Source organism: Sphingomonas sp. BK481, from assembly GCF_014194875.1.
GTDB classification, from domain to species: Bacteria; Pseudomonadota; Alphaproteobacteria; order Sphingomonadales; family Sphingomonadaceae; genus Sphingomonas; species Sphingomonas aerolata.
Genome location: NZ_JACIAP010000003.1, coordinates 382,668 through 408,447, shown reverse-complemented (window position 1 = coordinate 408,447; position 25,780 = coordinate 382,668). Strand labels below are relative to the sequence as shown.

The window sequence follows — 25,780 nt, the reverse complement described above, 5'->3', positions numbered from 1 at the left end:
GCCGGCCGGTCTCGCGTTGCTCGACTTAGCGCGAATAGAACTCGACGACCAGGTTCGGTTCCATCTTCACCGGGTAGGGCACTTCGTCGAGCGTCGGCACGCGCGTGAAGGTGACCTTGGCGGCGCCGTCGGTGGCGACATAGTCGGGGATCTCGCGCTCGGCGAGGGTCTGTGCTTCCATCACCAGCGCCATCTCCTGCGCCTTGGTGCCCAGCGTGATCTCGTCACCGACGAAGCAGCGACGCGATGCGACGTTGCACTTCACGCCGTTGACGCGGATGTGGCCGTGCGAAACGATCTGGCGGGCCGCGAAGATCGTCGGCGCGAACTTGGCGCGGTAGACGATCATGTCGAGACGCTGCTCGAGCAGGCCGATCAGGTTCTGGCTGGTATCGCCCTTCATGCGTGCGGCTTCGAAATAGCAGGCGCGGAACTGCTTCTCGGTCACGTCGCCGTAATAGCCCTTGAGCTTCTGCTTGGCGCGCAGCTGGATGCCGAAGTCGCTGACCTTGCCCTTGCGGCGCTGGCCGTGCTGGCCGGGGCCGTATTCACGCTTGTTGACCGGCGACTTGGGGCGACCCCAGATGTTCTCGCCCATACGGCGATCGAGTTTGTACTTTGCGCTCTGACGCTTCGACATAGTATAACCTTTGCAAATGCAAACAACGTTGGTCCCGGTATCGCTCTGCTGGTCGTCATAGGACCCAAGGGTCCGGACAAGGCAGGGCCACCGCTTCACCGGGGTGCAGGGCCATTGCGAAGGCGGGCGCCTAGACGCCGCGCCTGCCAGAGTCAAGCTGGACAGCGTGCGGGCCGCTCGGCAAGAGGCGGCATGACCATCCTATCCGGCCCCGACTGTACCACCATGACCGAGGTCCGCGCGGGCGTCGACGCGCTCGACCGCGAGCTCGTCGCGCTGCTGGCCAGACGCTTTGCCTATATGGACGCCGCCGCGCGCATCAAGCCCGAGCGGGGGCATGTGCGCGACGAGGCGCGCAAGACTCAGGTGATCGAGAATGCGCGGGCCGAGGCCGCGCGGCTGGGGTTGCCCGACGCGGCGATCGCGGATCTGTGGGAGGGGCTGGTCGAGGCGTCGATCGCGTATGAGCTGGCGGCGTTCGACCGGCGTTGAGGCTCCCCACGTACGCCCCCCTGCCCCGTTCGTGCTGAGCGAAGTCGAAGCACCTTCGCTTGGGGCATGCCCTTCGACTTCGCTCAGGGCGAACGGGGGTAGGGGGACGCGACGGGGCCGAGGGCAATGCAACCGCCCCCTCCCCTCCCCATCCCGTTCGTGCTGAGCGAAGTCGAAGCACCTTCGCTTGGGGCACACCCTTCGACTTCGCTCAGGGCGAACGGGGGGGGGTAGGAGAACGGGCCAGAACGAACCTATCGCCGCCGATTACCCCCGCGGCTTCTTCCCCGCCAGCGACGACAGCACGCCGCGCATCGTCCGGATTTCCTGGCTCGACCAGCCGGGCTTGGTCAGCAGCGTGCGCAGTGTCCGCCGGGTCGTCTGGATCTTGTCGGGCGGATAGAAGAAGCCTGCGCCCATCAGCATCGTGTCGAGCTGGCCGATCATTCCGTCGAGCTCCTCCTGCGGCGCGGGCGGCATGATCGGGTTGATCGAGGGCTGGCTGAGCTCGCGCTCCGCGGTCAGCCCCTTGGACCATTCATAGGCGACCAGGATCACCGCCTGGGCGAGGTTGAGCGAGCCGAATTCGGGGTTGATCGGCACCGTGATGATCGTCCGCGCGACCGCGACGTCATCGGTTTCGAGGCCCGAGCGCTCGGGTCCGAACAGGATCGCGGAGCGGCCGGGGGCGGCGTGGATCTCGGTCGCGGCTTGTTCGGGGGTCATGACGGGCTTGGTGACGCCGCGTTTGCGGACCGTTGTCGCGAAGACCTGTGCGCAGTCGGCGGTGGCGGCGGCGACGCTGTCATAGACCTTGGCGTTTTGCAGGACTATGTCGGCGCCGCTCGCGGCGGGACCGGCAGAGGGGTTGGGCCAGCCGTCGCGCGGGGAGACGAGGCGCATCTCGACGAGGCCGAAGTTCAGCATCGCGCGCGCGGCCTTGCCGATGTTTTCGCCGAGTTGGGGGCGGACGAGGATTATGACGGGGGGTGGGGTTGCGGCTCCCCCATCCCGTTCGTCCCGAGTAGAGGTCGAGCCTGTCGAGACCTCGTATCGAGGGACAGATTCGGAGCGCTCCGGCTTGCGCGCCGCGGCCGACACCGCTGCCCAGTCGTCGCGGAACAGCGCCTCCTTCTTATTGCGCGACCAGTCCTTGATCTGGAACTCGGCCGCGAGTGCCTCCTGTCGCGAGGGGAACTCCTGGCTCCACATCAGCGTCACGGGGCGGCGCGTCTGTGTGTAGCCCTCGATCTCGCCAAGGTTGTGTTGACCGATCCTTCGCTCGAGGTCGTCGGTGTGTCCGGTGTAATAACTGTCGTCGGCGCAGCGCACCACATAGGCCCAAAATGTCATCCGCGGGGCTTATCCCTCGATACGCCGTCTCGACAAGCTCGACGTCTACTCGGGACGAACGGGGGTGGGGGAGATTGCGGGGAGTCGTGCCGCAATGCAGCCGTTCGTCCCGAGTAGTGATCGAGCTTGTCGAGAGCGCGTGACGAGGGACAGGCCGGGATCACTCCGCCCGCCCGACCTCCTCGACACTCCCGGCAAACGCCTCGAAGTCCTTCGCCTCGCTGAAGTCCCGGTACACGCTGGCAAACCGGATATACGCGACCGAATCGAGCCCCTTGAGCCCGTCCATCACCATCTCGCCGATCCGCTTCGACGTGACGTCGTTCTCGCCCAGCGTCTCGAGCCGGCGCTGGATGCCGCTGACGAGCTTGTCGATCCGTCCCGGCTCGATCGCGCGTTTGCGCGTGGCGATCGAGAGCGAGCGGAGCAGCTTCTCGCGGTCGAACGGCTCCCTGCGCCCCTCGCTCTTCAGCACGAACAGTTCGCGCAGCTGGATGCGCTCGAACGTCGTGAAACGCGCGGCGCAGCCTTCGCATTGGCGCCGGCGCCGGATTGCCGCCCCGTCTTCGGTGGGGCGGCTGTCCTTGACCTGGCTGTCTTCATGTCCGCAAAAGGGGCAGCGCATTCAGACCTTCTTCTTGCCCTTGTAATAGGCATAGCCCGCGCCCGCGAGCGCGCCGAAGATCGGGCCGATCACCGGCACCGGAATCGCGACGACCGCGCCGAGCGCGCTCCACTTGGCCATGCTCTTGCCGAGGCCCGGGGTCGCCTTGATGTCGTTCTGGATTTCGTCGATCTTCGACATGCTCGTTATCCTTGATAGATGGGGAAGCGCGCGCACAGCGTGCGAACACGTGCCCGAACGTCCGCCTCGACCTGCGGGTCCCCATGCTCGCCCTTTTTCGCGAGCCCGTCCAGCACATCGGCGACCATGTTGCCGATCTCGCGGAATTCGGCCGGACCGAAGCCGCGCGTCGTGCCGGCAGGGGTGCCGACGCGGATGCCGCTGGTCTTCATCGGCGGGAGCGGATCGTTGGGGATGCCGTTCTTGTTGCAGGTGATCCCCGCGCGCTCGAGCGCCTCGTCCGCATCGCGGCCGGTGATGCCGAGCGGGGTGAGGTCGATCAGCGCGAGATGCGTGTCGGTGCCGCCCGAGACGACGTCCGAGCCGCGCTCCTTGAGCGTCGCCGCCAGCACCTTCGCATTCTCGACGACGGCGGCGATATAGCTCTTGAAGTCGGGCTGGAGCGCCTCGCCGAACGCGACCGCCTTGGCTGCGATCACGTGCATCAGCGGCCCGCCCTGGAGCCCCGGGAACACCGCCGAGTTGATCTTCTTCGCGATGGCCTCGTCGTTGGTCATGATCATGCCGCCGCGCGGACCGCGCAGCGTCTTGTGCGTGGTCGTGGTCACGACATGCGCGTGACCGAACGGTGTCGGGTGAAGCCCCGCCGCGACGATCCCGGCGAAATGCGCCATGTCGACCATGAAATAGGCGCCGACCTTGTCCGCGATCGCGCGGAAGCGGGCGAAGTCGATGACGCGCGGATAGGCCGAGCCGCCCGCGATGATCAGCTTCGGCTGATGCTCGACCGCCAGCGCCTCGACCTGGTCGTAATCGATCAAGTGCGTTGTCGCGTCGACGCCGTACTGGATCGCGTTGAACCACTTGCCCGACTGGGCGGGCTTGGCGCCGTGCGTCAGATGGCCGCCGGCATCGAGGCTCATGCCGAGGATCGTGTCGCCGGGCTTGACCAAAGCGAGCATCACCGCGCCGTTCGCCTGCGCGCCCGAATGCGGCTGGACGTTGACGAAGCCGCAGCCGAAGATCTGCTTGGCGCGCTCGATCGCGAGCGTCTCGACCGTGTCCGACGGCGCGCAGCCCTGGTAATAGCGCTTGCCGGGATAGCCTTCGGCATATTTGTTGGTGAAGACCGAGCCCTGCGCCTCGAGCACCGCCTTCGAGACGATGTTCTCGGATGCGATCAGCTCGATCTGGGTCTGCTCGCGCTCGAGCTCCGCCTCGACGCCGGCGAAGACGGCGGCATCGGCATCGGCGAGGCCGCGGGTGAAGAAGCCGTCCGGCTGGACGTCATGGAGCGTGTTGGGCTGGGTGCTCATGCGGGGACCTTTGCGGAAGTCCGGTCGACTGCGGAGAGCTTGTCGACACGGTGTTGATGACGGCCGCCGGCGAAATCGGCGGACAGGAAGGCTTCGACACACGCCTTTGCCATTTCCTCGCCGATCAGGCGGGCGCCCATCGCGATGGCATTGGCGTCGTTGTGGATCCGCGCGAGGCTCGCCGACAGCGGCTCGGAGACGAGCGCGCAGCGGCAGGCGGGATTGCGGTTGGCAGCGATCGAGATGCCGATGCCCGAGCCGCACAGCGCGATGCCGCGCTCGGCGCGACCGTCCTCGATCGCGGCGGCGAGCGCATAGCCGTAATCGGGATAATCGACGCTCGCGGTACTCTCGGGGCCGAGATCGAGCACGTCGTGCCCGGCCTCGCGCAGCCACGCGGTCAGCACCGCTTTCAACGAAACGGCGGCGTGGTCGGACGCGATGGCGATGCGCACCTGGCGTATTCCTGTGATCGGGATCGGGTGCCCAGCCCTTTACCGAGCCGAGCCGGGATTTGCCACACCTGTTCGCGAAGGCGGCGCATAGAGCCTGACGATCCCCCGCCGCCAGGGGGAGGATTGCAATGACCGCCCTGCCGCCTGCAAAGAGATCCCCATGAAAGCTCTCGCCCTAACCGCCGCCCTCGTCCTCGCCGCCTGTTCCGGGCCGGCACCCGAGACGCGCGGTGACGCGAGCATGACGTCGGCAGGGGCGACCGAGACGACGCGCCCCGAAAAGGTCGTCGCAGAGCCGACGCGCGACCTGTCCGGGCGGTGGATCGGCGTCGAGGGCATGGTCCTCGACGTGACGCCGGCGGGCGGACCGGGCCAGTTCCGGCTCGCGATGCAGTGGGATCTCGACCACAAGGGAGTGTTCGACGCGCGCGCGGTCGGCGACACGATCGTCTTCACGCGCGACGGCGTGCGCGAGATCCTGCGGCCGACGAACGGCGACGCGACGGGTCTGAAATATCTGGCCGGCAAGACCGACTGCCTGACGGTCAAGACGGGCGAAGGCTATTGTCGCCGCGGATCAACGCGCTAGTGTCGGCCGCGTGACCCTGTCCAAGCCCCAGGCGGATGCCGCCCGCGCCCATCTCTCGAGTGTCCTGATCCGGACCGGCGAGGAAGACCGTGACGCCTTTCGTGAGCTCTATGCGCTGACCCAGGCGAAGCTTTTCGGGATCACCCTGCGTATCTGTGGCAATGCTCAAGCCGCGGAGGATGTGCTGCACGACGTCTATCTCACGATCTGGAAGCGCGCCGGCGGCTGGGAACCCGGTCGTGCGAGCCCGATCACCTGGCTCGCGACGATCGCGCGCAACCGTGCGATCGACTGGCAGCGCGCACAGGGCGTGCGCCGCGCCTCGCCGATCGACGATGCGCCGGACATTGCCGACCCGCAGCCGAGCGCCGAGGCCTTGCTGCTCGACGACGAGGCAACGCGCCGGTTGCACGCCTGCCTCGAGGGTCTGGAGCAGCAGCAGCGCGACGTGATCCGGACCGCGTTCTTCGATGGCGTGACCTATGCCGAGCTCGCGCTGCGTCGCGCGGTGCCGCTCGGGACGATGAAGAGCTGGGTGCGGCGCGGGCTGGCCCGATTGAAGGATTGCCTCGGTGGCTGATCGTGATCCGCTTGCGGGCGAATTCGCCCTGGGCCTGCTCGAGGGCGACGAGCGGGCCGCGGCGGTGCGCCGCCTGCTCGCCGAACCCGGTTTCGCCGCCGATGTCGAATGGTGGCGCACGCAGTTCGCGGCGCTGTTCGACCTGTGGCCCGAGCATGACGCGCCACCGCAGCTCGCGGCGCGGGTCGAGACGAGTCTCGACGCCCTCACCCGGCAATCGGGTCGTGCGGCCGACGGCGTGACCACGCTCCGCAGCGGGGCGCGGTCGCCCTGGCCGTGGCTGGCGGCGGCGAGCAGCGCGGTCGCCGCCTGCCTGCTGCTGTTCATCGCGGTCGAGCCGCGGTCGGCGCCACCGGTGTCGCAGCCGATCCCGGCGGCGCGGCCAAGCAGCGTGCTGGTCGCGATGCTGGGCGACGCCAAGTCGCCCGTTGCTGCGGTGTACGACCCCGCGACCGGGGCGCTGCGCGTCGCGGCCGGGCCGGGCGTGCCCGATGCGCGCGTCGCGCAGCTCTGGGTGATCGGCGGCGACGGCGTGCCGCATTCGCTCGGGCTGCTTGCCGCGCGGCCGACGGTGCTGGCGCCACAGGGCGCGGATCGCGGCCGGATCGCGCCGGGCGCGACGCTGGCGATCTCGATCGAACCGCTGGGCGGCTCGCCGACCGGGCTGCCGACCGGTCCGGTCGTCGCGACCGGCGTGGTCGCGCGCGTCTGATGGCGCCCGCGCCTGCGCCCTCCGGTGGCATTCCGCCGATCGCGCGGCTGCTCGGGCTGTCGGGGCTGTTGCCGCAGATCGGCGCGGTCGCGCTGCTGCTCGGCAACGACCCTGCGAGCCGGTTTTCCGCGCTGGCGGTCGCCTATGCCTATGCCGCGCTGATCCTCAGCTTCCTCGGCGGGCTGTGGTGGGGGCTGGCCGCGCGCACCGAGGGCGCGCCGCGCTGGCTGTGGTTCGCGAGCGTCGCGCCGTCGCTGATCGCGCTGGTGACCGCCTGGCCGTGGATGGTCGGGCTGCGCTGGCCGGGGCCGTCGCTGGTGGTGCTCGGGATCAGCCTGATCGGCGCGCTGCTCGTCGACCGCGCGCTGGTCCGCGCGGGGATAGCGCCACCGGGGTGGATGGCGCTGCGCGTGCCGCTGTCGCTGGGGCTCGGTGTCCTGACCCTCGGGGCGGCGGCACTATAGGCTGGTCCGGCTCAGGCGGCCTTGCGCAGGTCCAGACGGCTCCAGATCTCGACCAGCGCGTCGGTCAGTTCGCGCATCATCGCCTCGGTATGCGCGGGGCCGGGCGTGAAGCGCAGCCGCTCGGTACCGCGCGGCACGGTCGGATAGTTGATCGGCTGGACGTACACGCCGTATTCGGCGAGCAGCACGTCGCTAATCTTCTTCGCCTTGACCGGATCGCCGACCATCAAGGGCACGATATGCGTGTCGCCGATCATCACCGGCAGCCCGGCATCCTTCAGCATCGCCTTCAGCATCGCGGCCGACGCCTGCTGTCCGTCGCGCTCGACGCTCGACGCCTTGAGGTGCCGCACGCTGGCGAGCACGCCCGCGACGAGCACCGGCGACAGCGAGGTCGTGAAGATGAACCCCGGCGCATAGCTGCGGATCACGTCGACGATCGTGCGATCGGCCGCGATATAGCCCCCCATCACGCCGAACGCCTTGCCGAGCGTCCCCTCGAGGATCGTGATCCGGTGCGCGACCTGATCACGTTCGGAAATGCCGCCGCCGCGCGCGCCGTACATCCCGACCGCATGGACTTCGTCGCAATAGGTCAGCGCATTGTAGCGATCGGCGAGATCGCAGATCGCCGAGATCGGCGCGATGTCGCCTTCCATCGAATAGACGCTCTCGAACGCGATCAGCTTCGGTGCGCTCGGATCCTCGGCGGCGAGCAGCTCCTCGAGATGCGCGAGGTCGTTGTGCCGGAACACGCGCTTCTCGCAGCCTGAATTGCGGATGCCCGCGATCATCGACGCGTGGTTCAGCTCGTCCGAAAAGATGATGCAGCCCGGCAGGACCTTGGCGAGCGTCGCCAGCGTCGCCTCGTTCGAGACATAGCCGCTGGTGAACAGCAACGCCGCTTCCTTGCCGTGCAGGTCGGCGAGTTCGCCCTCGAGGTCGACATGGTAATGCGTGTTGCCGCCGATGTTGCGCGTGCCGCCCGAGCCCGCACCGACATCGTGCAGCGCCTCTTCCATCGCCGCGATCACCTTGGGGTGCTGACCCATGGCGAGATAATCGTTCGAGCACCAGACGGTGATCGGCTTGGGGCCGTTATGCCCGGCAAAACAGCGTGCGTTCGGAAACGCGCCCTTGTTGCGCAGGATATCGATGAAGACGCGGTAGCGGCCCTCGGCATGGAGGCGGTCGATCGCCTGCGTGAAGACGCGCGAATAATCGACTCGTGGGCCCGCAATGCCGTCGGCCGTCGTGGAGACATCCGTAATCATGACCTGGGGCACTACGCCTCGCTTTCCGTCTAATCCAGCGCAATACCGTTGTTACGGTGATCGCTTTCCTCGTCCTTGTAGAACATTGCCATGCTGCGCGCATGACGCAAGCGGGCATATTGTCCCAAGCCTTGCGTCAGAGCTGCTCCATCCGGGTGAACCCGTGCCGGGCGAGCGCGGGGGCGAGCGCCTGTTCGTCGGGGCCGAGTCGCGTGAAGACCGCGACCCCTTCGCCGGCGCCGGCCCAGGACTGACCCTGCATCAGGTGGACGATCCGGCGCGCGATGCCGGGGCCGCCATCGACGAAGCGGATGTCCCGCGTCCCGGCCGCGGCGGCCAGCTCGGGGGCGACCAGCGGAAAATGCGTGCAGGCGTTGACGATCACGTCGATCGCCTCGCCGCCCACTTGCGAGAACAGGCCGTCGAGGACGGCGGCATAGCGATCGGGCGCGACCGCGCGGCCGTGGAGCTTGGCCTCCGCCATCTCGACCAGCGCCGCCGAGCCGTGGCGCAGGACGGTGCAGTCGGCCGCGAACCGCGCCGCAAGATCGTCGACATAGGCCTGGCGCACGGTCGCCTCGGTCCCCAGCACGCCGATCGTCCGCGTCACCGAGAGCGCGGCGGCGGGCTTGATCGCTGGGACCGTTCCGACCACCGGCAGATCAAGCGCCGCGCGCACCACCGGCAGCGCGATCGTCGACGCGGTGTTGCACGCGATCACGATCAGCCGCGGCCGGTAGCGCTCCGCCAGCCGCCCGAGCAGCACCGGCACGCGCGCGGCGATCTCCGCCTCGCTCTTGGTGCCATAGGGAAAGCCGGCCGAGTCGGCGGCATAGACGAACGGCGCGTCCGGCAAGGCAGCGCGCGCGGGGCCGACGATCGACAAGCCGCCGACGCCGGAATCGAAGAACAGGATGGGGCGAACGTCCATCACCGCGCCTTAGGCGGTATCGGTGGCGGGTGACAGCCTGGCGGGAGGGCCGAAGGTTGGCAGGGGTGTCGCCCGTCGCCCGCACGGCGCTTCCGCCGCCCGCGCCTTACGGTATCCGCCCCCCCTTCTTCCGTCATCCTGACGAAAGTCAGGATCCAGAGTTGCGAGCGTCGTCCTACCTGGCCCTGGATCCTGACTTTCGTCAGGATGACGGGGTGGAGGTGTCCGGGCGCGCGCCCCAACGCCCACGGACGCGGGATTTGCCGTCCGCCGCGGGTCGTTTATAGCGGGGCGGAACGGGGGAGCTTTCTTGCAGACGGACATATTCTGGGTCGCGCCGACGCTGTCGCTGGCGCTCAGCTACCTGCTGGGGTCGATCCCGTTCGGCGTCATCCTGACGCGGCTGGGCGGCGCAGGCGATCTGCGAACGATCGGATCGGGCAATATCGGCGCGACCAACGTGCTGCGGACCGGGCGCAAGGGCCTTGCCGCCGCGACGCTGCTGCTCGACATGGCCAAGGGGCTGGTCGCGGTGCTGCTGGTCGCGCATCTGTTTCCCGGCAACGCGCTGCTCGCGGCGGCCGGCGCCTTTATCGGCCATTGCTACCCGGTGTGGCTGCGGTTCCGCGGCGGCAAGGGCGTCGCGACGCTGATGGGAATCGTCGTCGCGCTCCACTGGCCGCTCGGGCTGGTCTATGCGGTGGTGTGGCTCGGCCTGCTCGGCACGCTGCGGATCTCGTCGGTCGCGGGCATCGCCGCGGCGTTCAGCGCACCGCTCGCCGCCGCGCTGTTCGGGCGCACGGATCTGGTCCTGCTGCTCCTCGCGCTTGCGCTGATCGTCGGGTGGAAACACCGCGAGAACGTCCAGCGGCTGCTCGCCGGGACCGAGCCGCGGATCGGTGGCACCAGCCGGCCGCGTGGTGGCTGACACCGCGGTCGCCAGACTTCGGCTCATCCGTACGACCGGGATCGGACCGGTCACCTATCGCCAGCTGATCGCCCGTTTCGGCAGCGCGCAGGCCGCGATCGACGCGCTGCCGACGCTGGCCGCACGCGGCGGCGGGCGCGTCCCGCGGGTTGCGGACCGGACGCTGGTCGACCGCGAGATGGCGGCGACGGCGCGGCTGGGCGCCCGCTACCTCTTTGTCGACGACCCCGATTACCCCCGCCTGCTGGCCGAGACCGAGACCGCGCCGCCGGTGCTGATCCTGCGCGGCGACATCGCGCATGCGACCCAGCCATGCATCGCGATGGTCGGCGCGCGCAACGCCTCTGCCGCCGCCTGCCGCTTCGCGCGCGAACTCGCGCATGCGCTCGCCGAGGCGGGCACGACGGTGGTGTCGGGCGTCGCGCGCGGGATCGACACCGCCGCGCATGTCGGTGCGCTCGGGAAGAACGGCACGGGAACCGGATCCGGCGGCACGATCGGCGTGATCGCGAGCGGTATCGACATCGCCTATCCGCCCGACAACGCCGCGCTGCAGGACGCGATCGCCATGCACGGGCTGTTGCTCGCCGAACAGCCGCCCGGGACCGAACCCAAGGCGCGCAACTTTCCGTCGCGCAACCGCATCATCGCAGGCCTCTCGATCGGGACGGTGGTGGTCGAGGCGGTGCCCAAATCGGGCTCGCTGATCACCGCGCGGCTCGCCGCCGAGCAGGGACGCGAGGTGATGGCGGTGCCCGGCAGCCCGCTCGATCCGCGCGCGCAGGGGTGCAACCTGCTGATCCGCGAGGGTGCGACGCTGGTCCAGTCGGCGGCGGACATTCTCGAACAGATCCGCCCGTTCGACAGCCGCTCGGTCCGCTCCCCCGTCGACGCCTATACCGGGCAGGACGCCGGCGACGGGTATCAGGACGACGCGAGCGAGGCCGACCGGCGCGCGGTCGCCGACCTGCTCGGCCCCGTCCCCGTCGGGATCGACGAGCTCGTCCGCCAGTCGCACCGGGCGCCGGCGATCGTCCAGCTGATCCTGCTCGAACTCGAACTGGCCGGCCGGCTGGAACGGCATGCGGGCGGGCGCGTCAGCCTGATCTGGGCCGCATCCGCCGGTTAGGCGCGCCGCCGGTCGTCGCCAGCGCCAGCGCGATCGCCGCACGCTGTTTCCGAGCGAGCGCGTCCGCATCGTCGCAGGCCCGCTCGATCGTCGCGATCAATCCGTCGAGCTCGCGCTGGTCGTCCTCGATCAGCAGCGGGGTGGTCGTGCGCAGCGCGGCCCGGCGCAGCGTCGCGATCCGTCGCGCCAGCACCGCGCATTTGCGTTGCGCGAGGACGAGTGCCGCGGGGGTCATGCGTCGCCCGCCGGATCCACCCGGACAGTGATCGACGCCGTGGCGCGGCAGGACGCGCTTTCCCGGTCGGGGGCGGCGCAGCGTGGCAGAGGGCCCTGATATGTCATGCAATCCGCCGAAATGAGCGCCGATCGATGCGATCTTACACCAACAATTAACCTGATTTGGATCAACTATCCAGCATATGCTCTATCGACATCACTTCGACCAGTCCCGGGCGGGGACGCCATCCGGTCTGCACGATGCGCGCCCGCGATCGCGCACCGCGATGCCGCCACCGCGCCCCCCCCTGCCTCTGACAAACGGGCGCCGGCGCCCTATCTGGCGCATTCATGCCGACCAAGCGCCTGCTTGACGGCACCACCCGAACGCCGTCACCCTCGTACGCGTACACGTAAGGATCCCGGTTTCCCCATGCAGCTTGTCATCGTCGAATCGCCTGCCAAGGCCAAAACCATCGAGAAGTATCTCGGCAGCGACTATCGCGTGCTGGCCAGCTACGGCCATGTCCGCGACCTGCCGCCCAAGGACGGCTCGGTGGATCCCGACGACCAGTTCGCGATGACGTGGGAGAATTACGCCGACAAGTCGAAGCAGCTGAAAGCGATCACCGACCTCGCCAAGACGGCCGACCGCCTGATCCTCGCGACCGATCCGGATCGCGAGGGCGAGGCGATTTCGTGGCACGTCCGCGAGGTACTGCGCGCGCGCAAGGCACTGCCGAAGGAGGTCGAACGCGTCACCTTCAACGCGATCACCAAGGCGACCGTGACCGAGGCGATGAAGAACCCGCGCGAGCTCGACGACGATCTGATCGACGCCTACCGCGCCCGCCGTGCGCTCGACTACCTCGTCGGCTTCACGCTCTCGCCGGTGCTGTGGCGCAAGCTGCCCGGCGCCAAGTCCGCCGGCCGCGTTCAGTCGGTCTCGCTGCGCCTGATCGTCCAGCGCGAGCGTGAGATCGACGTGTTCAAGCCGCAGGAATACTGGTCCGTCACCGCCGAGATGGAGCATGACGGCACCGCGTTCCAGGCGCGCCTGACGCAGTTCGAGGGCAACAAGCTCGACCGGCTGTCGATCGGCAACGAAGGCGACGCGCTGCGCGCCAAGCAGGCGGTGCTCGACGGCAATTTCTCGGTCCAGACGGTCGAGACCAAGCCCGCCACGCGCAACCCGCCGCCGCCGTTCACGACCTCGACGCTGCAGCAGGAGGCGTCGCGCAAGCTCGGTTTCTCCGCCGACCATACGATGCGGATCGCGCAGGGCCTCTACGAGGATGGCGCGATCACCTATATGCGTACCGACGGCGTGCAGATGGACGGCAGCGCGATTTCAGCCGCACGCCTCGCGGTCGCGAACCGCTTCGACGCGAGCTACGTCCCCGACAAGCCGCGCCAGTACCAGTCGAAGGCGAAGAACGCGCAGGAAGCGCATGAGGCGATCCGTCCGACCGATTTTTCGAAGGACAAGGCCGGCGGCGGCGATCATGCGCGGCTGTACGACCTGATCTTCAAGCGTGCGCTTGCCAGCCAGATGGCGTCGGCACGGATGGAGCGCACCACGGTCGAGATGGCCGACGGGACGGGGCGCAACATCCTGCGCGCAACCGGTCAGGTCGTGCTCTTCCCCGGCTATCTCGCCTTGTACGAGGAAGGCGCCGACGACACGCAGGACGAGGACGCACGCCGCCTGCCGCGGATGAAGGAGGGCGATGCGCCGGCCAAGAAGAAGGTCGACGCCGAGCAGCACTTCACGCAGCCGCCGCCGCGCTTCTCGGAAGCGAGCCTCGTCAAGCGGATGGAGGAGCTCGGCATCGGCCGTCCGTCCACCTACGCCTCGATCATCAAGACGCTGAAAGACCGCGCCTATGTGCGGATCGAGAAGAACCGCTTCTTCGCCGAGGAGAGCGGGCGGCTCGTGACGGCGTTCCTCGAGCGCTTCTTCGAGAAGTACGTCGGCTATGATTACACCGCGGAGCTCGAGGAAGAGCTCGACGACGTCTCGGGCGGCCGCGCGCAGTGGCAGTCGGTGCTCGACGCGTTCTGGCGCGATTTCAAGCCGCGCACGTCCGAGGTGATGGAGCAGCAGCCCAGCGCGATCACCGCCGAGCTCGACACCTTCCTCGCGCCCTACCTGTTCCCCGCCAAGGCGGACGGCGGCGATCCGCGGCTCTGCCCCAATTGCGGCGAGGGGCAGCTTGCGCTGCGCGGCGGCAAGTTCGGCGCGTTCATCGCCTGCTCCAACTATCCCGAGTGCAAATATACGCGCCGCTTCGCGCAGCCCGGCGGTGACGCCGAGGCGGATGCGGGTCCGTCGACGCTCGGCACGCATCCCGACACCGGCCAGCCGATCGAGCGCAAGTCGGGACGCTTCGGCCCGTATCTGCAGATCGGCGAGGGCGAGGATCGCAAGATGGCGTCGATCCCGAAGGATATCGGCGAGCTCAACCTCGAATGGGCGGTCAAGCTGCTCTCGCTCCCGCGGACGGTCGGCAACCACCCCGAGACCGGCGAGCCGATCATCGCGACGATCGGCAAGTTCGGGCCGTATCTGAAGCATCAGGGCAAATATGCACGTCTCACCACGACCGCGGACGTGTTCGAGACGGGGATGAACGCGGCGGTCGTGAAGCTCGCCGAAGCGGCGGCCGGCGGCGGTCGCACCGCGCGCGGGGCGCAGGCGCCGCTGAAGGTTCTGGGCAACCATCCGCGTACCGAGGCGGAGATCAAGCTGATGGAGGGGCGTTACGGCCCCTATGTCACTGACGGAACGACCAATGCGACCCTGCCCAAGTCGATCGAGAAGGACCAGCTGACGCTGGAGGAAGCGGCCTCGCTGATCGATGCGCGGGCCGCGGCGGCACCTGCGACGAAGAAGAAGAAGGCGCCCGCCAAGAAGCCCGCGGCGAAGAAGGCAACGGCCAAGGCTGCGGCGGCCAAGGACGGGGAGGCGAAGGCAGCGCCGGTGAAGAAGGCGCCGGCCAAGAAGGCGCCTGCGAAAAAGGCCGCGCCCAAGAAGAAGGCCGCAGCCGAATAACGCCCTGATCCTCCCGCGTCAGGGGGAGGATACAGACAGAAGGCTTACGCCGCGCGGCGTTGCGTCAACTGCATCCAGTCGCGCGCGGCGCGCTGCGCCACCGCGATTTCGCGAGGGCTCATGTCCTCGGCGATCTGCGCGCGGCATTCCTGCGCCGCGTGATTGCCCGACACCGCGGCCAGGTTGAACCATTTATGCGCCTCGATCAGGTCGAGCACGACGCCCGCGGTGCCGGTCGAATACACCATCCCGAGTTCGTAACACGCCCGCTCGTCGCCGCGTGCGGCATCGGCGAGGCGCCGTTCGATCAGGAAATTCTTGGTCTTGAGCCTGCCAGCCATTGTCGGTCCCCGCTGTTCCTGCCGACAGACTGGACCGACTCGGCCTGCACAATGGTTAACGGGGCATTCCGTAGGATTGCCTAGTCGACCGCGATATTGTCGATCAGCCGGGTCGTGCCCATCCGCGCCGCCGCCAGCAGCCGCCGCGGGCGACCCGCGCCGGGCTGTTCCGCCCCCGTCTGCTCGACGAGAGTCTCGGCATCCGCGAGTGCGACATAGTCGATTGCGAAGCCCGCGCCGACCAGCGCGGTCCGGGCGTCGTCGAGCACGGCGGCGACATCCTCGCCGCGGGCGATCGCACGCGCGGCGACGCCGAGCGCACGCGGCAGCGCGACCGCCTGCCGGCGCTGGTCGTCGTCGAGATAGATGTTGCGCGACGACATGGCGAGGCCGTCATCGTCGCGTTGCGTCGGGACGCCGACGATCTCGATCGCGAAGTCGAGATCGGTGACCATCCGGCGGATGACGGCGAGCTGCTGGAAATCCTTTTCACCAAAATAGGCGGCATCCGCGCCGACCTGGTTGAACAGCTTGGCGACGACGGTCGCGACACCATCGAAATGGCCGGGACGCGCGGCCCCGTCAAAGCCCTCGCTCACCCCGGCGACGCTGACATTGGTGGCAAAGCCGTCGGGATACATGACCTCGACGCCCGGCGCCCAGAGCAGGTCGCAACCGACCTCGTTCAGCAGCCTGATGTCCGCCATCTCGCGCCGCGGATAGCGCGCGAGATCCTCGTTCGGGCCGAACTGTTTGGGGTTCACGAAGATCGACGCGACGACCTTCGTTCCCGGGCGTTTCGCCGCCTCGATCAGCGCGACATGGCCGGCGTGGAGCGCCCCCATCGTCGGGACGAGCGCGACGCGCTGGCCGGCCGCGCGGAACGCGGCGACGCTTTCGCGCAGCATATTCAGGTCCCTGACGGTGTCCACGTGAAACTCCCACTCGATAAGTACGGTCGCGGCTTCTATGAAGGGCGTCACTCACGATCAATAAGGAAACGCGCGTTGGCCACGGGCCCGGATTCCCCTCACGCTTCGACGCACGTCATCGTGTTCGCCAACGAGAAGGGCGGCACGGGAAAATCGACGACCGCGGTCCATGTCGCGATCGCGCTGGCCGCCAGGGGCGCGCGCGTCGCCTGTCTCGACCTGGACCACCGCCAGCGCACCGTCGGCCGCTATCTCGACAACCGCGCCGAGACGATCAAGCGCACCGGCTCCGCGCTGCCGATGCCGCGTCACGCGACGCTGTCGGCGCAGACCGAGGACCAGTTCGAGGATCTGTGGCATTCGCTGTGCGCGGACTCGGATTTCCTCGTCGTCGACACGCCCGGCCGCGACGATCCGTTTGCGCGCACCGCCGCCGCGCTGTCGAACACGCTGGTCACGCCGATGAACGACAGCTTCGTCGATTTCGACCTGATCGGGCAGGTCGATCCCGAAACCTTCCAGGTGACGCGGCCGAGCTTCTATTCCGAGCTGATCTGGGACGCGCGCAAGCAGCGCGCCCGCGCGGACGGGACGACGATCGACTGGGTCGTGCTACGCAACCGCCTCCAGCATATCGAGGCGCGCAACATGCGCCGCGTCTCGGATGCGCTGGTCCAGCTGTCGAAGCGGGTCGGATTCCGGATCATCCCGGGGCTCGGCGAGCGCGTCATCTACCGCGAGATGTTCCCCGCCGGGCTGACGATGATCGATGCGAAGGAATTCGGTGGCATGGGGCTGGCGCACGTCGCCGCGCGCCAGGAACTGCGCGAGATGATGGCGGCGCTGCAACTGCCCGAGCTGGTTGCCGAAACCGCGCCGCGCGCCGCTACGCCGTCGTCGCCCGGCCCCGTGTCGGATGTCGCTGCATGACGGACCGCACCACGGTCCGCCGCAGGGCCGCGGCGTGACGTGGATCGCCACCGCGCTGCTGATCTGGCTGGCCTGGCGGTATCTGCGCCCCAAGCCGAAACAGCGCGTGGTGACCGACGAGGCGGAAGCGCGCGCGATCCTGGGGATCGACGCGCTTGCGGACGCCGACGCGGTCCGCAGCGCGCACCGGCGGCTGATCGCCTCGGTCCATCCCGACCGCGGCGGCTCAACCGACCTGACGCGGCGGGTGAACGCCGCGCGCGACCTGCTGCTCAAACGCACACGATAAGCCGACACAGAGACGTATGACGCACCAGTTCGACCCCAGCGCGCTGCGCGAATATGACGTTCGCGGGATCGTCGGCAAAAGCCTTGGCCCCGCGGACGCCACCGCGATCGGCCGGGGGTTCGCGACGCGCGTGCGCGGCATCGGCGGCACCCGCGTGGCGGTCGGCTATGACGGTCGCCTGTCCTCCCCCGCACTCGAGGCGGCGCTCGTCGCGGGGCTGGTCGCGGGCGGGGTCGACGTCGTCCGGATCGGTCTCGGCCCGTCGCCGATGCTCTATTATGCCGAGGCGACGCTAGAAGTGGATGGCGGCATCCACGTAACCGGCAGCCATAATCCCGCCGAGTATAACGGCTTCAAGATGGTATTGCGTCACGCCCCATTTTTCGGTGACGACATCCAGGATCTTGCCGCGCTTGCCGCGTCGGGCGCGTGGAGCGAAGGCGCCGGCGTGGTTACCACCGCCGACCTGCGCGACGCCTATGTCGGCCGGCTGATGGCGGGATATGCCGGCGGCGCGTACCGGATCGGCTGGGATACGGGCAACGGCGCCGCGGGCCCGGTGATCGAGGCGCTGGTCAAGCTCCTCCCGGGTGAGCATCATGTGATCTTCGCCGAAGTCGACGGCAATTTTCCCAATCATCATCCAGATCCTACCGAAGAATCGAACCTTGCCGATCTGAAGCGGCTCGTCACGAAAAACAACCTCGACTTCGGACTGGCCTTTGACGGCGATGGCGACCGGATCGGTGCGGTCGACGCGCTGGGACGGGTGATCTGGGGGGATCAGATCCTGTCCATATTGGTCGAGCCCGCGCTGCGCGAGCATCCCGGCGCAGCGATCGTCGCGGACGTGAAGTCGTCCCAGGCGCTGTTCGACCGGATCACCACGCTTGGCGGCGAGGCGGTGATGGCGCCAACCGGGCACAGCCTGATGAAGACCGCGATGACGCGCACCGGTGCCCCGCTCGGCGGCGAACTGAGCGGGCACCTGTTCTTCGCCGGCGACTATTACGGGTTCGACGACGCCGCCTATGCCGCGGTCCGCCTCATTCGCGCGGTGCATCTGTCGGGACAGTCGCTGACCGCGCTGCACGATGCGATGCCGGCGCTGGTCGCGACGCCCGATCTGCGCTTCCCGGTCGACGACGGGGAGAAGTTCGCGGTGGTGGACGCGGTCGTCGCACGGCTGGCGCGCGATGGCGCGGTGGTCGACCTGACCGATGGCGCGCGTGTCACCACGCCCGAGGGCTGGTGGCTGCTGCGCGCGTCGAACACGCAGGCGATGCTGACGGTGCGCGCCGAAGCACGCACCGACGACGCGCTGGCCAGCCTGCTCGCCACCGTCGATGCGCACCTCGCGGCCTGCGGGGTGACGCGGGCCTGATCCGCGTGCCGCCCCGCGCGCGGCGATTGACTCGGGGCGGCGCTACCCTACCCTCCGCCATCATCCCAAGGAGTGCCGCGTGGAGCGACCCATCGACGAATTCCGGTCCAGCACGCGCCGCTGGCTGCTCGGCAGCTTTGCCGGCTGGGGAACGCTGCTGGCCTGCCTGGTCGGCGTGGGCTTCGTGCTGATCGGGCTGCGGTGGCTCCGGAACCGGAGCACGACCTTCGAGATCACCGACCAGCGGCTGATCGTGAAGCGCGGCATCCTGTTCAAGACGATCGACGAGATCGAGCTCTACCGGATCAAGGACGTCCGGCTCGGCTATTCGCTGCTCAACCAGATGACCGACATCGGCACGATCGTGCTGACGTCGACCGATCGCACGACCGGCGGCGGCGAATTCGTCCTGCGCGACGTGCCGATGGCGCGCGACCGGCGCGAAGGGCTGCGCACGCTCGTCGACCGTGCGCGCCAGCGGCGCGGCGTGCGCGAGGTCGATATCGACCGGGATGGTGCATACGCGCTGGATTAGCCGCGCTTTTGTCCCCACATGGCAGTCATGGCGCCATCTTATGCAAAGCCCAAGCCCCAGCCGCAGATGATCCGGGTCATCGACCTCGAGACCACCGGATCGGCTCCCCCCGCGCACGGCGTGTGCGAGATCGGCTGGCAGGATGTCGCGCTGGGCGAGGACGGGCGTTGGGAAATCTACGGCGAAGGCGGCAGCCTGCTCGTCAATCCCGGCCGGCTGATCCCGCCGGTGACGCAGGCGATCCACCATATTCTCGACGAGCATGTCGCCGATGCGCCCTGGTGGCATGATTGTGCGCGCCAGGTGCTCGATCCCTGGCCGCGACGGCTCGCGCTGGCGGCGCACCGTGCCGATTTCGAACAGAAATTCTGCACCCCCGCGCTGACGCGCGACGCCGAATGGATCTGTACGTGGAAATGCGCGCTGCGGCTGTGGCCCGATTCGCCGAGCTTCTCGAATCAGGTGCTGCGCTATTGGCGCAAGCCCGCGGGGATGGAGCATGAGCGCGGCCTGCCGGCGCACCGCGCCTTTCCCGACGCCTATGTCACCGCCTTCCATCTGCGCGACATGCTCAACGAGGCGAGCCTGGCGCAGCTGATCGAATGGTCGCGCGATCCCGGCCTGATCCCGCGCGTGCGCTATGGTCCCGACCGCGGCAAGGAATGGTCCGAACTGGATCACGAGACCCTGATGGCATTCCTGACCGATCGCGATCCCGATATCCGCTTCACCGCCAATCACGAGATGGATCGGCGCAGTGGCGGCGGCCGCGTCGGCAAGGCGAGCGCGCAGGAACTGTTGCTTTAGAGCGACTTCGCGGCGGATACATATAGTCCGTACCAAAACATGACGCGCGTTTATATTATTCGTGAATTGAACTATGATCGTGTCTCCTTCGGTGAAGTGGAGACCCTTCATGCGAAAGTTCATCATCACTGCCGCAGCATTTGCAATCTCTACGATGCCGGCCACCGCGAATGCAGCCACCAACGCAGCGGCGCCATTGTCTGTCGCCAAGTCGGTGCGTGTATCGACGCAGACCGTCAGGAAGACCAAGCTTGCCGGTCCGAGCCTGATCGTCCCCCTGCTGGCAACGGTTGTCATCGTGGGCGGCGCCATTCTGCTTGCCTCGAGCGACGACGATGATTCGGACAGCAACTGAGCAAACGAACGGCGTAGCGATGTCATAGGCTAACGGCAGCGGTCCCGCCTTGTCGGGCGGGTTAGAGGGCCTGCCAAAGTCGAACCATGACGACGATATCACCGGGTCATGATGATCCGTGATCTTGATGGCCGTCCCGATCGATCGCGATTGCGATCTCCGGGTCTCGGCTAATCCCGCGATCGATGCGGCACAGTGGCGACCGCCGCGTTGGCAAGGCCAGCGCCCGAAAACTGTTGCCCCAGGGGCACGGTCGGCGACCGATAATTGCCCCCGATCGGTTTAGACGTTGCTTCATTTTTAATACAAACGCCTATACTGTGCGCTCTTCTCATAAAGTTACGGAGTTGTTCTCATGCGTAAGATCCTTCTCACGGCTGCTGCCGTTGCCGTCTCGGCCATGCCCGTCGCGGCGAATGCTGCTGCAAATTCCGCAGCGTCGCTGTCGGTCGCCAAGTCGGTGCGCGCTGCATCGCCGACTGCCAAGAAGAACAAAGTTGCCGGTGCCGGTCTGGTCATCGTCGCCGTCGCTGCCGTCGCCGTGGGCGGCGCGCTGTATCTCGCGATCGACGACGACAACAACTCCGACAGCAACTAAGACATAACGGGGTCGGCGCTGGCGCCGGCCCCACCCTGGCGGGCCGGTGTCGATGCCCATCCGGCGCGGCCAGACGCCCCGATCTCCGCAATCGCCGTCGCGCAGCCGCCGGTATCCACCCTCTCCGGCCGCCGTCCGTCAGTATCGCTGGCGTAACGATAGGCGGTATCCTAGACGGGTCGCATATGGCGCGTATCAGCTTGAAACTTCCCCAGTCGGAAGGGCGCATCGCCCGCTGGCTGGTCGCGTTCATGACGCTCGGCTTCGTCGCGCTGGCCGCTGCCGCGGTCGCGATCGGCTGGATCACGGTGCGTAACGCGCGCTACACCGCCGATATTCTTCATACGCAGGACGTCCGCCAGGCGATCGCCACGTTGCAGGTCGAGATGGAGCAGTCGGAGACCGCGCGGCGCGGCTATCTTCTGACTGGCCTGCCCCTGTTCTCGACGGCCTATGAGACGACGGCCCAGCGGCTCGCGCCGGCGCTGACGGCGCTGCGCTCCTCGACCCACGACAATCCACGCCAGACCGCGCGGCTCGACCTGATCGAACCGCGGGTGGGCCAGTTGCGCAGCCTGCGAACGCAGTCGATCGCGCTGGTCGACGCGGGCCGGATCGGCGAGGCGCAACGCCGGTTCGCGGTCGATGCGAGCGTCCCGCTGATGCGCAGCATCCGCTACCGGCTGCGGGCGATGGCTGCCGAGGAAGTTCGCCTGCTCGAGATCCGCAGTGACCGCCAGCAGCGGTCGAACATGCTGTTCCTGTCGATGGCGGGCCTCGCGGCGCTGCTCCTCCTCGTCGTGGCGATCCTCGCGATCCTGGTGATCCGGCGCTACACCGCCGATCTCGGCGCGTCGCGCGACCGGTTGCACCTGCTCAACGAGACGCTCGAGGATCAGGTGGTCGAACGGACCGCGGATCTCAGCCGGGCGAATGACGAGATCCAGCGTTTCGCCTATATCGTCAGCCACGACCTGCGCTCGCCGCTCGTCAACGTGATGGGCTTCACCGCGGAGCTGGCCGAGGCCGCCGCGCCGCTGGCGGCGCTGATCGACCGGGCGGAGGCGATCGCCCCGGAGATCGTCACCCCCGAGGCGCGGATCGCCGCGCGCGAGGACCTGCCCGAGGCGATCGGCTTCATCCGCGCCTCGACGCAGAAGATGGACCGGCTGATCAACGCGATCCTGAAGCTGTCGCGCGAGGGGCGGCGGTCGATCACCCCCGAACCGGTCGACCCGGCCGCCGTCGGCGACGCGATCGTCGCGTCGATCCAGCATCTGATCGACGATCGCGGCGCGACCGTCACGATCGACCGCCCCCTGCCCGCACTCGTCACCGACCGGCTCGCGCTCGAGCAGATTCTGTCGAACCTGATCGAGAATGCGACCAAATATCTCCAGCCCGGGCGGCCGGGCGCGATCCGGCTTGCCGGCACGCGCGAGCGCAACCGCGTGATCCTGTCGGTCATCGACAATGGCCGCGGGATCGCGCCGGGCGATCACCAGCGCGTCTTCGACCTGTTCCGGCGCGCAGGGCCGCAGGACCAGCCCGGCGAGGGCATCGGCCTCGCGCATGTCCGCGCGCTGGCCTATCGGCTCGGCGGGACGATCGACGTGGTCTCGACGCTCGGCGAAGGCGCGACCTTCCGGCTCAACCTTCCCTTCGACCTCAGGTTACAGGATCCCGTGGCATGAACGATCACAAATCCGTCGGCATCGTGATGATCGAGGACGACGAGGGCCATGCGCGCCTTATCGAGAAGAACATCCGTCGTGCGGGCATCCTCAATGACATCCGCCATTTCACCGATGGCACGACCGCGCTCGCCTTCCTGTTCGATGCGGCCGACGGTCCGGCGAAGAGCGGCCCTGCGCTGATCCTGCTCGACCTCAACCTGCCCGACATGAGCGGCACCGACATCCTCGCGCGGATCAAGGCGGAGGGCAGCCCCCTGCGACGCGCGCCCGTCGTCGTGCTGACGACCACCGACGACAAGGTCGAGATCCAGCGCTGCTATGATCTCGGCTGCAACGTCTATATCACCAAGCCGGTGAATTATGAGAGCTTTGCCCAGGCGATCCGCCAGCTCGGCCTGTTCCTGTCGGTGATCCAGGTCCCCTCGGCCGAGAGTTGAATGACCGGCAAACGCGTTCTCTATATCGATGACGATGCGGGTATCCGGCGGCTGGTCGGGCGCGCGATGGAGCGTCGCGGGTATCATATGACGCTGGCCGAGTCGGGCGCGGACGGCGTCGCGATGGCGCGCGCCGAACCGTATGACCTGATCGCGGTCGATCATTACATGCCCGGGATGGACGGGCTCGAGACGCTGAACGTGCTGCGCGCGCTGCCCGATGCGCCGCCCGTCGTCTATGTCACCGGGTCAGACGAGGGACGGATCGCGGTCGCCGCGCTGAAGGCGGGCGCGGCCGACTATGTCGTGAAGACCGTCGGCGAGGAGTTTTTCGAGCTGCTCGATGCGGCGTTCGAACAGGTTGGCGCGCGATCGGTGCTGCAACAGGCCAAGGCCGTCGCCGAGGCCGATCTGCGCGCGACCAATGCGCGGCTCGAGGCGCTGCTCGGCGAGGTGAACCACCGCGTCGCCAATTCGCTGCAGCTGGTCTCGGCGATGGTCAGCCTGCAGGCCGGCGCGCTGACCGACCCGGCCGCGCGCGAAGCGCTCGAGGATACGCAGCGGCGGATCCAGGCGATCGCGCAGGTCCATCGCCGCCTGTATACGAGCAACGATGTCGAGAGCGTCGACATGCGCGAATATCTCGGCGCGCTGGTCGACGAACTGGCGGAGACCTGGTCGAGCGAGGCGCTGCCACGCGCGTTGCGGCTGGTCGCCGAACCGATCCGGCTGGCGACCGACCGCGCGGTGTCGCTGGGCGTGATCGTCACCGAACTCGTCACCAATGCCTGCAAATACGCCTATCCCGCGGGATCGGGCGAAGTCCGCGTGACGCTGTCGCAGACCGATGACGGCCAGTTCCTGCTGGCGGTGGAGGATGATGGCTGCGGCATGCCCGCCGATGCCACCCCGCGCGGTACGGGGCTCGGCACCAAGCTGATCCGCGCGATGGCGCAGAGCCTGCATTCGATCGTCGAATATGACCGCGCGCATCGCGGCGTCCGCGCGACGCTCCGCGCCGAGGTGCGCTGACCTTCGTCAGTCACGAGCAGGATTGTCGATGCTGGTCAAAACGCGCGGCTCTGGACAGCACCGACCCGCGCTCCTATTTAATTATCGCGATAAACAGATAGGAGATTCAGCATGTCGGTCGATGTGAAATACAGCACCACGGCAACCGCCACTGGCGGTCGTGACGGTGAGGCACGGTCGGAGGACGGCCGGTTCGCGGTGGCCCTGTCGACGCCCAAGGAGCTTGGTGGCGCCGGTGGTGACGGAAGCAACCCGGAACAGCTATTCGCGGCGGGCTATTCGGCCTGCTTCATCGGCGCGCTGAAGGTCGCCGGACAGCAGCTGAAGGTGAAGCTGCCCGACGATGTGTCGGTGACCGCCAAGGTCGGCATCGGTCCGCGCAGTGCGGGCGGGTTCGGCATCACCACCGATCTGACCGTCGCGCTGCCGGGTCTCGACCGCGAGCAGGCGCAGAAGCTGGTCGATACCGCGCACCAGATCTGCCCCTATTCGAACGCCACGCGCGGCAATGTCGATGTCGGCCTGACGCTCGCCTGACCCACGGGGTGGCCGGCCGCGCGAGCGGCCGGCCGTTCCGTCACGCGCCTGCGGCGTCGACCTGATCGAGATAGTCCGCATACCCCTCGGCTTCCATCGCGTCGCGCGGGACGAAGCGAAGTGCGGCCGAGTTGATGCAGTAGCGCAGCCCGCCGCGGTCACGCGGCCCGTCCTCGAAGACATGCCCCAGATGGCTGTCCGCGCCTGCCGAGCGGACCTCGGTGCGGACCATGCCGTGGCTGCGGTCATGCAGCTCGGCGACATGCGCGGGGGTGATCGGCTTGGTGAAACTCGGCCAGCCGCAGTGCGAGTCGAACTTGTCGGCCGACGCGAACAGTGGCTCGCCCGACACGATGTCGACATAGAGACCGGGTTCGCGGGTGTTGAGATAGGATCCCGTCCCGGGCCGCTCGGTGCCGCTTTCCTGCGTGACGTGATATTGCTCGGGCGTCAGCTTGGCGAGCGCGGCGTCGGTCTTCTTATACTCTGTCATGCTGTCCTCTCACGCGGCGATCCGCGTCGGTTGGCCGGCCGGGATGCGCGGAAGCTGCGTCCGGTCAGCAGGGTGCTGACGGGATATAGGGGGCGTTGGCGCTATAGGAATGGCCGCGCGACGGTGATGGCCAGCCTGATGGGCCGGTGCCCGGGCCGCGATCGTCGCAATCCCGAGGCATGTGGCGCCCCTGCGCACTGCACGCCTTGCCAGCATTCAGTCTTTCATCTAGTATTAACCATCGAAACTCATTCCGTTTACCATGATGCGTCATGATGTACGGCAATGACCGACGATTATCCCAAGGCAAGACCATGCATGTCCACGTAGATCTACGTGGGAAATATTGTACATTTGTTCAGGTCTTCGCAATGCCATTGGCGTAGAACTGCATCGATGAGGCGGCATGTTTTCAAGAAGCCTCTTGATGACAGATACGGCTCGACATGAGTGGCGCAAGGTATGTCCTGCTGC

Annotated in this window: 31 protein-coding genes; 19 read left to right on the top strand and 12 right to left on the bottom strand. The window is 67.8% G+C overall.

Annotated features, from left to right (window positions below):
- Positions 1-25: 25 nt before the first annotated feature.
- On the bottom strand, positions 26-640 hold the full coding sequence (gene rpsD / locus FHY04_RS08290) for a 30S ribosomal protein S4 (RefSeq protein ID WP_031394942.1): 615 nt from the start codon (positions 638-640) through the stop codon (positions 26-28).
- 192 nt (positions 641-832) lie between these two features.
- Here rpsD and FHY04_RS08285 point away from each other — a divergent pair, with 192 nt between their 5' ends.
- Positions 833-1,132, top strand: coding sequence for a chorismate mutase (locus FHY04_RS08285; protein WP_031394943.1), 300 nt, complete (start codon positions 833-835; stop codon positions 1,130-1,132).
- A gap of 267 nt (positions 1,133-1,399) precedes the next feature.
- Here FHY04_RS08285 and FHY04_RS08280 read toward each other — a convergent pair whose 3' ends face one another.
- The 5 genes from FHY04_RS08280 to rpiB all read right to left on the bottom strand — a co-directional run bounded on the left by FHY04_RS08280 (position 1,400) and on the right by rpiB (position 5,061).
- Positions 1,400-2,485, bottom strand: a complete 1,086-nt coding sequence (locus FHY04_RS08280) for a TrmH family RNA methyltransferase (RefSeq protein ID WP_183936080.1) — start codon at positions 2,483-2,485, stop codon at positions 1,400-1,402.
- A 160-nt stretch (positions 2,486-2,645) separates the two neighbouring features.
- Entirely contained in the window at positions 2,646-3,110 is a 465-nt protein-coding gene (gene nrdR / locus FHY04_RS08275; protein WP_031394945.1) for a transcriptional regulator NrdR, read from the bottom strand.
- Positions 3,111-3,290, bottom strand: a complete 180-nt coding sequence (locus FHY04_RS08270; protein ID WP_055882487.1) for a hypothetical protein — start codon at positions 3,288-3,290, stop codon at positions 3,111-3,113. It lies immediately after the preceding gene.
- Positions 3,291-3,295: 5 nt separating this feature from the next.
- Positions 3,296-4,606 (bottom strand): serine hydroxymethyltransferase, encoded by a 1,311-nt coding sequence (locus FHY04_RS08265; RefSeq protein ID WP_031441042.1) that lies wholly within the window; start codon positions 4,604-4,606, stop codon positions 3,296-3,298.
- Positions 4,603-5,061 carry a ribose 5-phosphate isomerase B gene (rpiB, locus tag FHY04_RS08260; RefSeq protein WP_183936079.1) on the bottom strand — a complete coding sequence of 153 codons (459 nt, stop codon included), beginning with the start codon at positions 5,059-5,061 and terminating at the stop codon, positions 4,603-4,605. Before rpiB ends, FHY04_RS08265 begins: the two co-directional genes overlap by 4 nt.
- A gap of 160 nt (positions 5,062-5,221) precedes the next feature.
- Between rpiB and FHY04_RS08255 the strand changes: the two genes are divergently transcribed.
- From FHY04_RS08255 to FHY04_RS08240, 4 genes are read left to right on the top strand one after another with little or no spacing between them, the layout of a single operon-like run.
- Positions 5,222-5,650: a hypothetical protein gene (locus FHY04_RS08255; protein WP_183936078.1), complete on the top strand. Its 429-nt coding sequence runs from the start codon at positions 5,222-5,224 to the stop codon at positions 5,648-5,650.
- Between the two features lie 10 nt (positions 5,651-5,660).
- Complete coding sequence (locus tag FHY04_RS08250; RefSeq protein WP_031441039.1) at positions 5,661-6,230, top strand: sigma-70 family RNA polymerase sigma factor; 570 nt, start codon at positions 5,661-5,663, stop codon at positions 6,228-6,230.
- The gene (locus tag FHY04_RS08245) at positions 6,223-6,942 is read left to right on the top strand and encodes an anti-sigma factor domain-containing protein (RefSeq protein ID WP_311724173.1); all 720 of its coding nucleotides are present in this window, start codon (positions 6,223-6,225) and stop codon (positions 6,940-6,942) included. Before FHY04_RS08250 ends, FHY04_RS08245 begins: the two co-directional genes overlap by 8 nt.
- Entirely contained in the window at positions 6,942-7,406 is a 465-nt protein-coding gene (locus FHY04_RS08240; protein WP_183936077.1) for a DUF3429 domain-containing protein, read from the top strand. The genes FHY04_RS08245 and FHY04_RS08240 overlap by 1 nt, the downstream gene beginning before the upstream one ends.
- Positions 7,407-7,417: 11 nt before the next feature.
- Here the strand turns inward: FHY04_RS08240 and hemA are convergent, their stop codons facing one another.
- Both hemA and murI read right to left on the bottom strand, forming a co-directional pair.
- Positions 7,418-8,680, bottom strand: coding sequence for a 5-aminolevulinate synthase (gene hemA, locus FHY04_RS08235; RefSeq protein ID WP_042466797.1), 1,263 nt, complete (start codon positions 8,678-8,680; stop codon positions 7,418-7,420).
- A gap of 136 nt (positions 8,681-8,816) precedes the next feature.
- Positions 8,817-9,611 carry a glutamate racemase gene (gene murI, locus FHY04_RS08230; RefSeq protein WP_183936076.1) on the bottom strand — a complete coding sequence of 265 codons (795 nt, stop codon included), beginning with the start codon at positions 9,609-9,611 and terminating at the stop codon, positions 8,817-8,819.
- Between the two features lie 310 nt (positions 9,612-9,921).
- On the opposite strand from murI, the gene plsY reads away from it, so the two are divergent.
- Both plsY and dprA read left to right on the top strand, forming a co-directional pair.
- A complete protein-coding gene (gene plsY / locus FHY04_RS08225; RefSeq protein WP_056673530.1) occupies positions 9,922-10,539 on the top strand; it encodes a glycerol-3-phosphate 1-O-acyltransferase PlsY in 618 nt (205 codons plus the stop codon).
- The gene (gene dprA / locus FHY04_RS08220; RefSeq protein ID WP_311724169.1) at positions 10,532-11,668 is read left to right on the top strand and encodes a DNA-processing protein DprA; all 1,137 of its coding nucleotides are present in this window, start codon (positions 10,532-10,534) and stop codon (positions 11,666-11,668) included. The genes plsY and dprA overlap by 8 nt, the downstream gene beginning before the upstream one ends.
- Here dprA and FHY04_RS08215 read toward each other — a convergent pair.
- On the bottom strand, positions 11,637-11,903 hold the full coding sequence (locus tag FHY04_RS08215) for a hypothetical protein (protein WP_183936074.1): 267 nt from the start codon (positions 11,901-11,903) through the stop codon (positions 11,637-11,639). The genes dprA and FHY04_RS08215 overlap by 32 nt on opposite strands.
- Before the next feature lie 414 nt (positions 11,904-12,317).
- On the opposite strand from FHY04_RS08215, the gene topA reads away from it, so the two are divergent.
- Positions 12,318-14,939 (top strand): type I DNA topoisomerase, encoded by a 2,622-nt coding sequence (gene topA / locus FHY04_RS08210; RefSeq protein ID WP_183936073.1) that lies wholly within the window; start codon positions 12,318-12,320, stop codon positions 14,937-14,939.
- Positions 14,940-14,983: 44 nt separating this feature from the next.
- Here the strand turns inward: topA and FHY04_RS08205 are convergent, their stop codons facing one another.
- Together FHY04_RS08205 and panC are read right to left on the bottom strand one after the other, a co-directional pair.
- On the bottom strand, positions 14,984-15,280 hold the full coding sequence (locus FHY04_RS08205) for a sel1 repeat family protein (RefSeq protein ID WP_107045447.1): 297 nt from the start codon (positions 15,278-15,280) through the stop codon (positions 14,984-14,986).
- Between the two features lie 80 nt (positions 15,281-15,360).
- Complete coding sequence (panC, locus tag FHY04_RS08200; RefSeq protein ID WP_183936072.1) at positions 15,361-16,212, bottom strand: pantoate--beta-alanine ligase; 852 nt, start codon at positions 16,210-16,212, stop codon at positions 15,361-15,363.
- 75 nt (positions 16,213-16,287) lie between these two features.
- Here panC and FHY04_RS08195 point away from each other — a divergent pair, with 75 nt between their 5' ends.
- The 11 genes from FHY04_RS08195 (at position 16,288) to FHY04_RS08145 (ending at position 24,813) form a co-directional block, all read left to right on the top strand.
- Positions 16,288-17,142 (top strand): division plane positioning ATPase MipZ, encoded by an 855-nt coding sequence (locus tag FHY04_RS08195; RefSeq protein ID WP_243845586.1) that lies wholly within the window; start codon positions 16,288-16,290, stop codon positions 17,140-17,142.
- Entirely contained in the window at positions 17,129-17,431 is a 303-nt protein-coding gene (locus FHY04_RS08190) for a J domain-containing protein (RefSeq protein WP_260171392.1), read from the top strand. The genes FHY04_RS08195 and FHY04_RS08190 overlap by 14 nt, the downstream gene beginning before the upstream one ends.
- 16 nt (positions 17,432-17,447) lie before the next feature.
- Positions 17,448-18,815, top strand: coding sequence for a phosphoglucomutase/phosphomannomutase PgmG (gene pgmG, locus FHY04_RS08185; RefSeq protein ID WP_183936071.1), 1,368 nt, complete (start codon positions 17,448-17,450; stop codon positions 18,813-18,815).
- A gap of 79 nt (positions 18,816-18,894) precedes the next feature.
- A complete protein-coding gene (locus FHY04_RS08180) occupies positions 18,895-19,350 on the top strand; it encodes a PH domain-containing protein (RefSeq protein ID WP_107930841.1) in 456 nt (151 codons plus the stop codon).
- Between the two features lie 27 nt (positions 19,351-19,377).
- Positions 19,378-20,157 (top strand): exonuclease domain-containing protein, encoded by a 780-nt coding sequence (locus FHY04_RS08175; protein ID WP_042467016.1) that lies wholly within the window; start codon positions 19,378-19,380, stop codon positions 20,155-20,157.
- A 109-nt stretch (positions 20,158-20,266) separates the two neighbouring features.
- Positions 20,267-20,512 carry a hypothetical protein gene (locus FHY04_RS08170; protein ID WP_183936070.1) on the top strand — a complete coding sequence of 82 codons (246 nt, stop codon included), beginning with the start codon at positions 20,267-20,269 and terminating at the stop codon, positions 20,510-20,512.
- A 355-nt stretch (positions 20,513-20,867) separates the two neighbouring features.
- On the top strand, positions 20,868-21,110 hold the full coding sequence (locus FHY04_RS08165; protein ID WP_031394821.1) for a hypothetical protein: 243 nt from the start codon (positions 20,868-20,870) through the stop codon (positions 21,108-21,110).
- A 185-nt stretch (positions 21,111-21,295) separates the two neighbouring features.
- Positions 21,296-22,804, top strand: a complete 1,509-nt coding sequence (locus FHY04_RS08160; RefSeq protein ID WP_183936069.1) for a CHASE3 domain-containing protein — start codon at positions 21,296-21,298, stop codon at positions 22,802-22,804.
- Positions 22,801-23,244 carry a response regulator gene (locus tag FHY04_RS08155; protein ID WP_183936068.1) on the top strand — a complete coding sequence of 148 codons (444 nt, stop codon included), beginning with the start codon at positions 22,801-22,803 and terminating at the stop codon, positions 23,242-23,244. Before FHY04_RS08160 ends, FHY04_RS08155 begins: the two co-directional genes overlap by 4 nt.
- A complete protein-coding gene (locus FHY04_RS08150; RefSeq protein WP_183936067.1) occupies positions 23,245-24,276 on the top strand; it encodes a sensor histidine kinase in 1,032 nt (343 codons plus the stop codon).
- 111 nt (positions 24,277-24,387) lie between these two features.
- Positions 24,388-24,813: an organic hydroperoxide resistance protein gene (locus FHY04_RS08145; protein WP_056673505.1), complete on the top strand. Its 426-nt coding sequence runs from the start codon at positions 24,388-24,390 to the stop codon at positions 24,811-24,813.
- A 40-nt stretch (positions 24,814-24,853) separates the two neighbouring features.
- Here FHY04_RS08145 and msrB read toward each other — a convergent pair whose 3' ends face one another.
- Positions 24,854-25,306, bottom strand: coding sequence for a peptide-methionine (R)-S-oxide reductase MsrB (msrB, locus tag FHY04_RS08140; protein ID WP_183936066.1), 453 nt, complete (start codon positions 25,304-25,306; stop codon positions 24,854-24,856).
- Positions 25,307-25,780 lie beyond the last annotated feature (474 nt).

What these genes read in the sequence shown, in the direction of transcription:
- FHY04_RS08165 (WP_031394821.1), top strand. Translation starts at nt 20,868, where the DNA reads ATGCGTAAGATCCTTCTCACGGCTGCTGCCGTTGCCGTCTCGGCCATG.
- FHY04_RS08255 (WP_183936078.1), top strand. Translation starts at nt 5,222, where the DNA reads ATGAAAGCTCTCGCCCTAACCGCCGCCCTCGTCCTCGCCGCCTGTTCC.
- FHY04_RS08155 (WP_183936068.1), top strand. Translation starts at nt 22,801, where the DNA reads ATGAACGATCACAAATCCGTCGGCATCGTGATGATCGAGGACGACGAG.
- FHY04_RS08190 (WP_260171392.1), top strand. Translation starts at nt 17,129, where the DNA reads ATGTCGCTGCATGACGGACCGCACCACGGTCCGCCGCAGGGCCGCGGC.
- FHY04_RS08270 (WP_055882487.1), bottom strand. Translation starts at nt 3,290, where the DNA reads ATGTCGAAGATCGACGAAATCCAGAACGACATCAAGGCGACCCCGGGC.
- pgmG (WP_183936071.1), top strand. Translation starts at nt 17,448, where the DNA reads ATGACGCACCAGTTCGACCCCAGCGCGCTGCGCGAATATGACGTTCGC.
- msrB (WP_183936066.1), bottom strand. Translation starts at nt 25,306, where the DNA reads ATGACAGAGTATAAGAAGACCGACGCCGCGCTCGCCAAGCTGACGCCC.
- FHY04_RS08240 (WP_183936077.1), top strand. Translation starts at nt 6,942, where the DNA reads ATGGCGCCCGCGCCTGCGCCCTCCGGTGGCATTCCGCCGATCGCGCGG.
- FHY04_RS08145 (WP_056673505.1), top strand. Translation starts at nt 24,388, where the DNA reads ATGTCGGTCGATGTGAAATACAGCACCACGGCAACCGCCACTGGCGGT.
- FHY04_RS08175 (WP_042467016.1), top strand. Translation starts at nt 19,378, where the DNA reads ATGGCGCCATCTTATGCAAAGCCCAAGCCCCAGCCGCAGATGATCCGG.
- topA (WP_183936073.1), top strand. Translation starts at nt 12,318, where the DNA reads ATGCAGCTTGTCATCGTCGAATCGCCTGCCAAGGCCAAAACCATCGAG.
- nrdR (WP_031394945.1), bottom strand. Translation starts at nt 3,110, where the DNA reads ATGCGCTGCCCCTTTTGCGGACATGAAGACAGCCAGGTCAAGGACAGC.
- FHY04_RS08265 (WP_031441042.1), bottom strand. Translation starts at nt 4,606, where the DNA reads ATGAGCACCCAGCCCAACACGCTCCATGACGTCCAGCCGGACGGCTTC.
- FHY04_RS08280 (WP_183936080.1), bottom strand. Translation starts at nt 2,485, where the DNA reads ATGACATTTTGGGCCTATGTGGTGCGCTGCGCCGACGACAGTTATTAC.
- FHY04_RS08205 (WP_107045447.1), bottom strand. Translation starts at nt 15,280, where the DNA reads ATGGCTGGCAGGCTCAAGACCAAGAATTTCCTGATCGAACGGCGCCTC.
- FHY04_RS08170 (WP_183936070.1), top strand. Translation starts at nt 20,267, where the DNA reads ATGCGAAAGTTCATCATCACTGCCGCAGCATTTGCAATCTCTACGATG.
- murI (WP_183936076.1), bottom strand. Translation starts at nt 9,611, where the DNA reads ATGGACGTTCGCCCCATCCTGTTCTTCGATTCCGGCGTCGGCGGCTTG.
- FHY04_RS08215 (WP_183936074.1), bottom strand. Translation starts at nt 11,903, where the DNA reads ATGACCCCCGCGGCACTCGTCCTCGCGCAACGCAAATGCGCGGTGCTG.
- hemA (WP_042466797.1), bottom strand. Translation starts at nt 8,680, where the DNA reads ATGATTACGGATGTCTCCACGACGGCCGACGGCATTGCGGGCCCACGA.
- FHY04_RS08160 (WP_183936069.1), top strand. Translation starts at nt 21,296, where the DNA reads ATGGCGCGTATCAGCTTGAAACTTCCCCAGTCGGAAGGGCGCATCGCC.
- rpsD (WP_031394942.1), bottom strand. Translation starts at nt 640, where the DNA reads ATGTCGAAGCGTCAGAGCGCAAAGTACAAACTCGATCGCCGTATGGGC.
- FHY04_RS08150 (WP_183936067.1), top strand. Translation starts at nt 23,245, where the DNA reads ATGACCGGCAAACGCGTTCTCTATATCGATGACGATGCGGGTATCCGG.
- FHY04_RS08285 (WP_031394943.1), top strand. Translation starts at nt 833, where the DNA reads ATGACCATCCTATCCGGCCCCGACTGTACCACCATGACCGAGGTCCGC.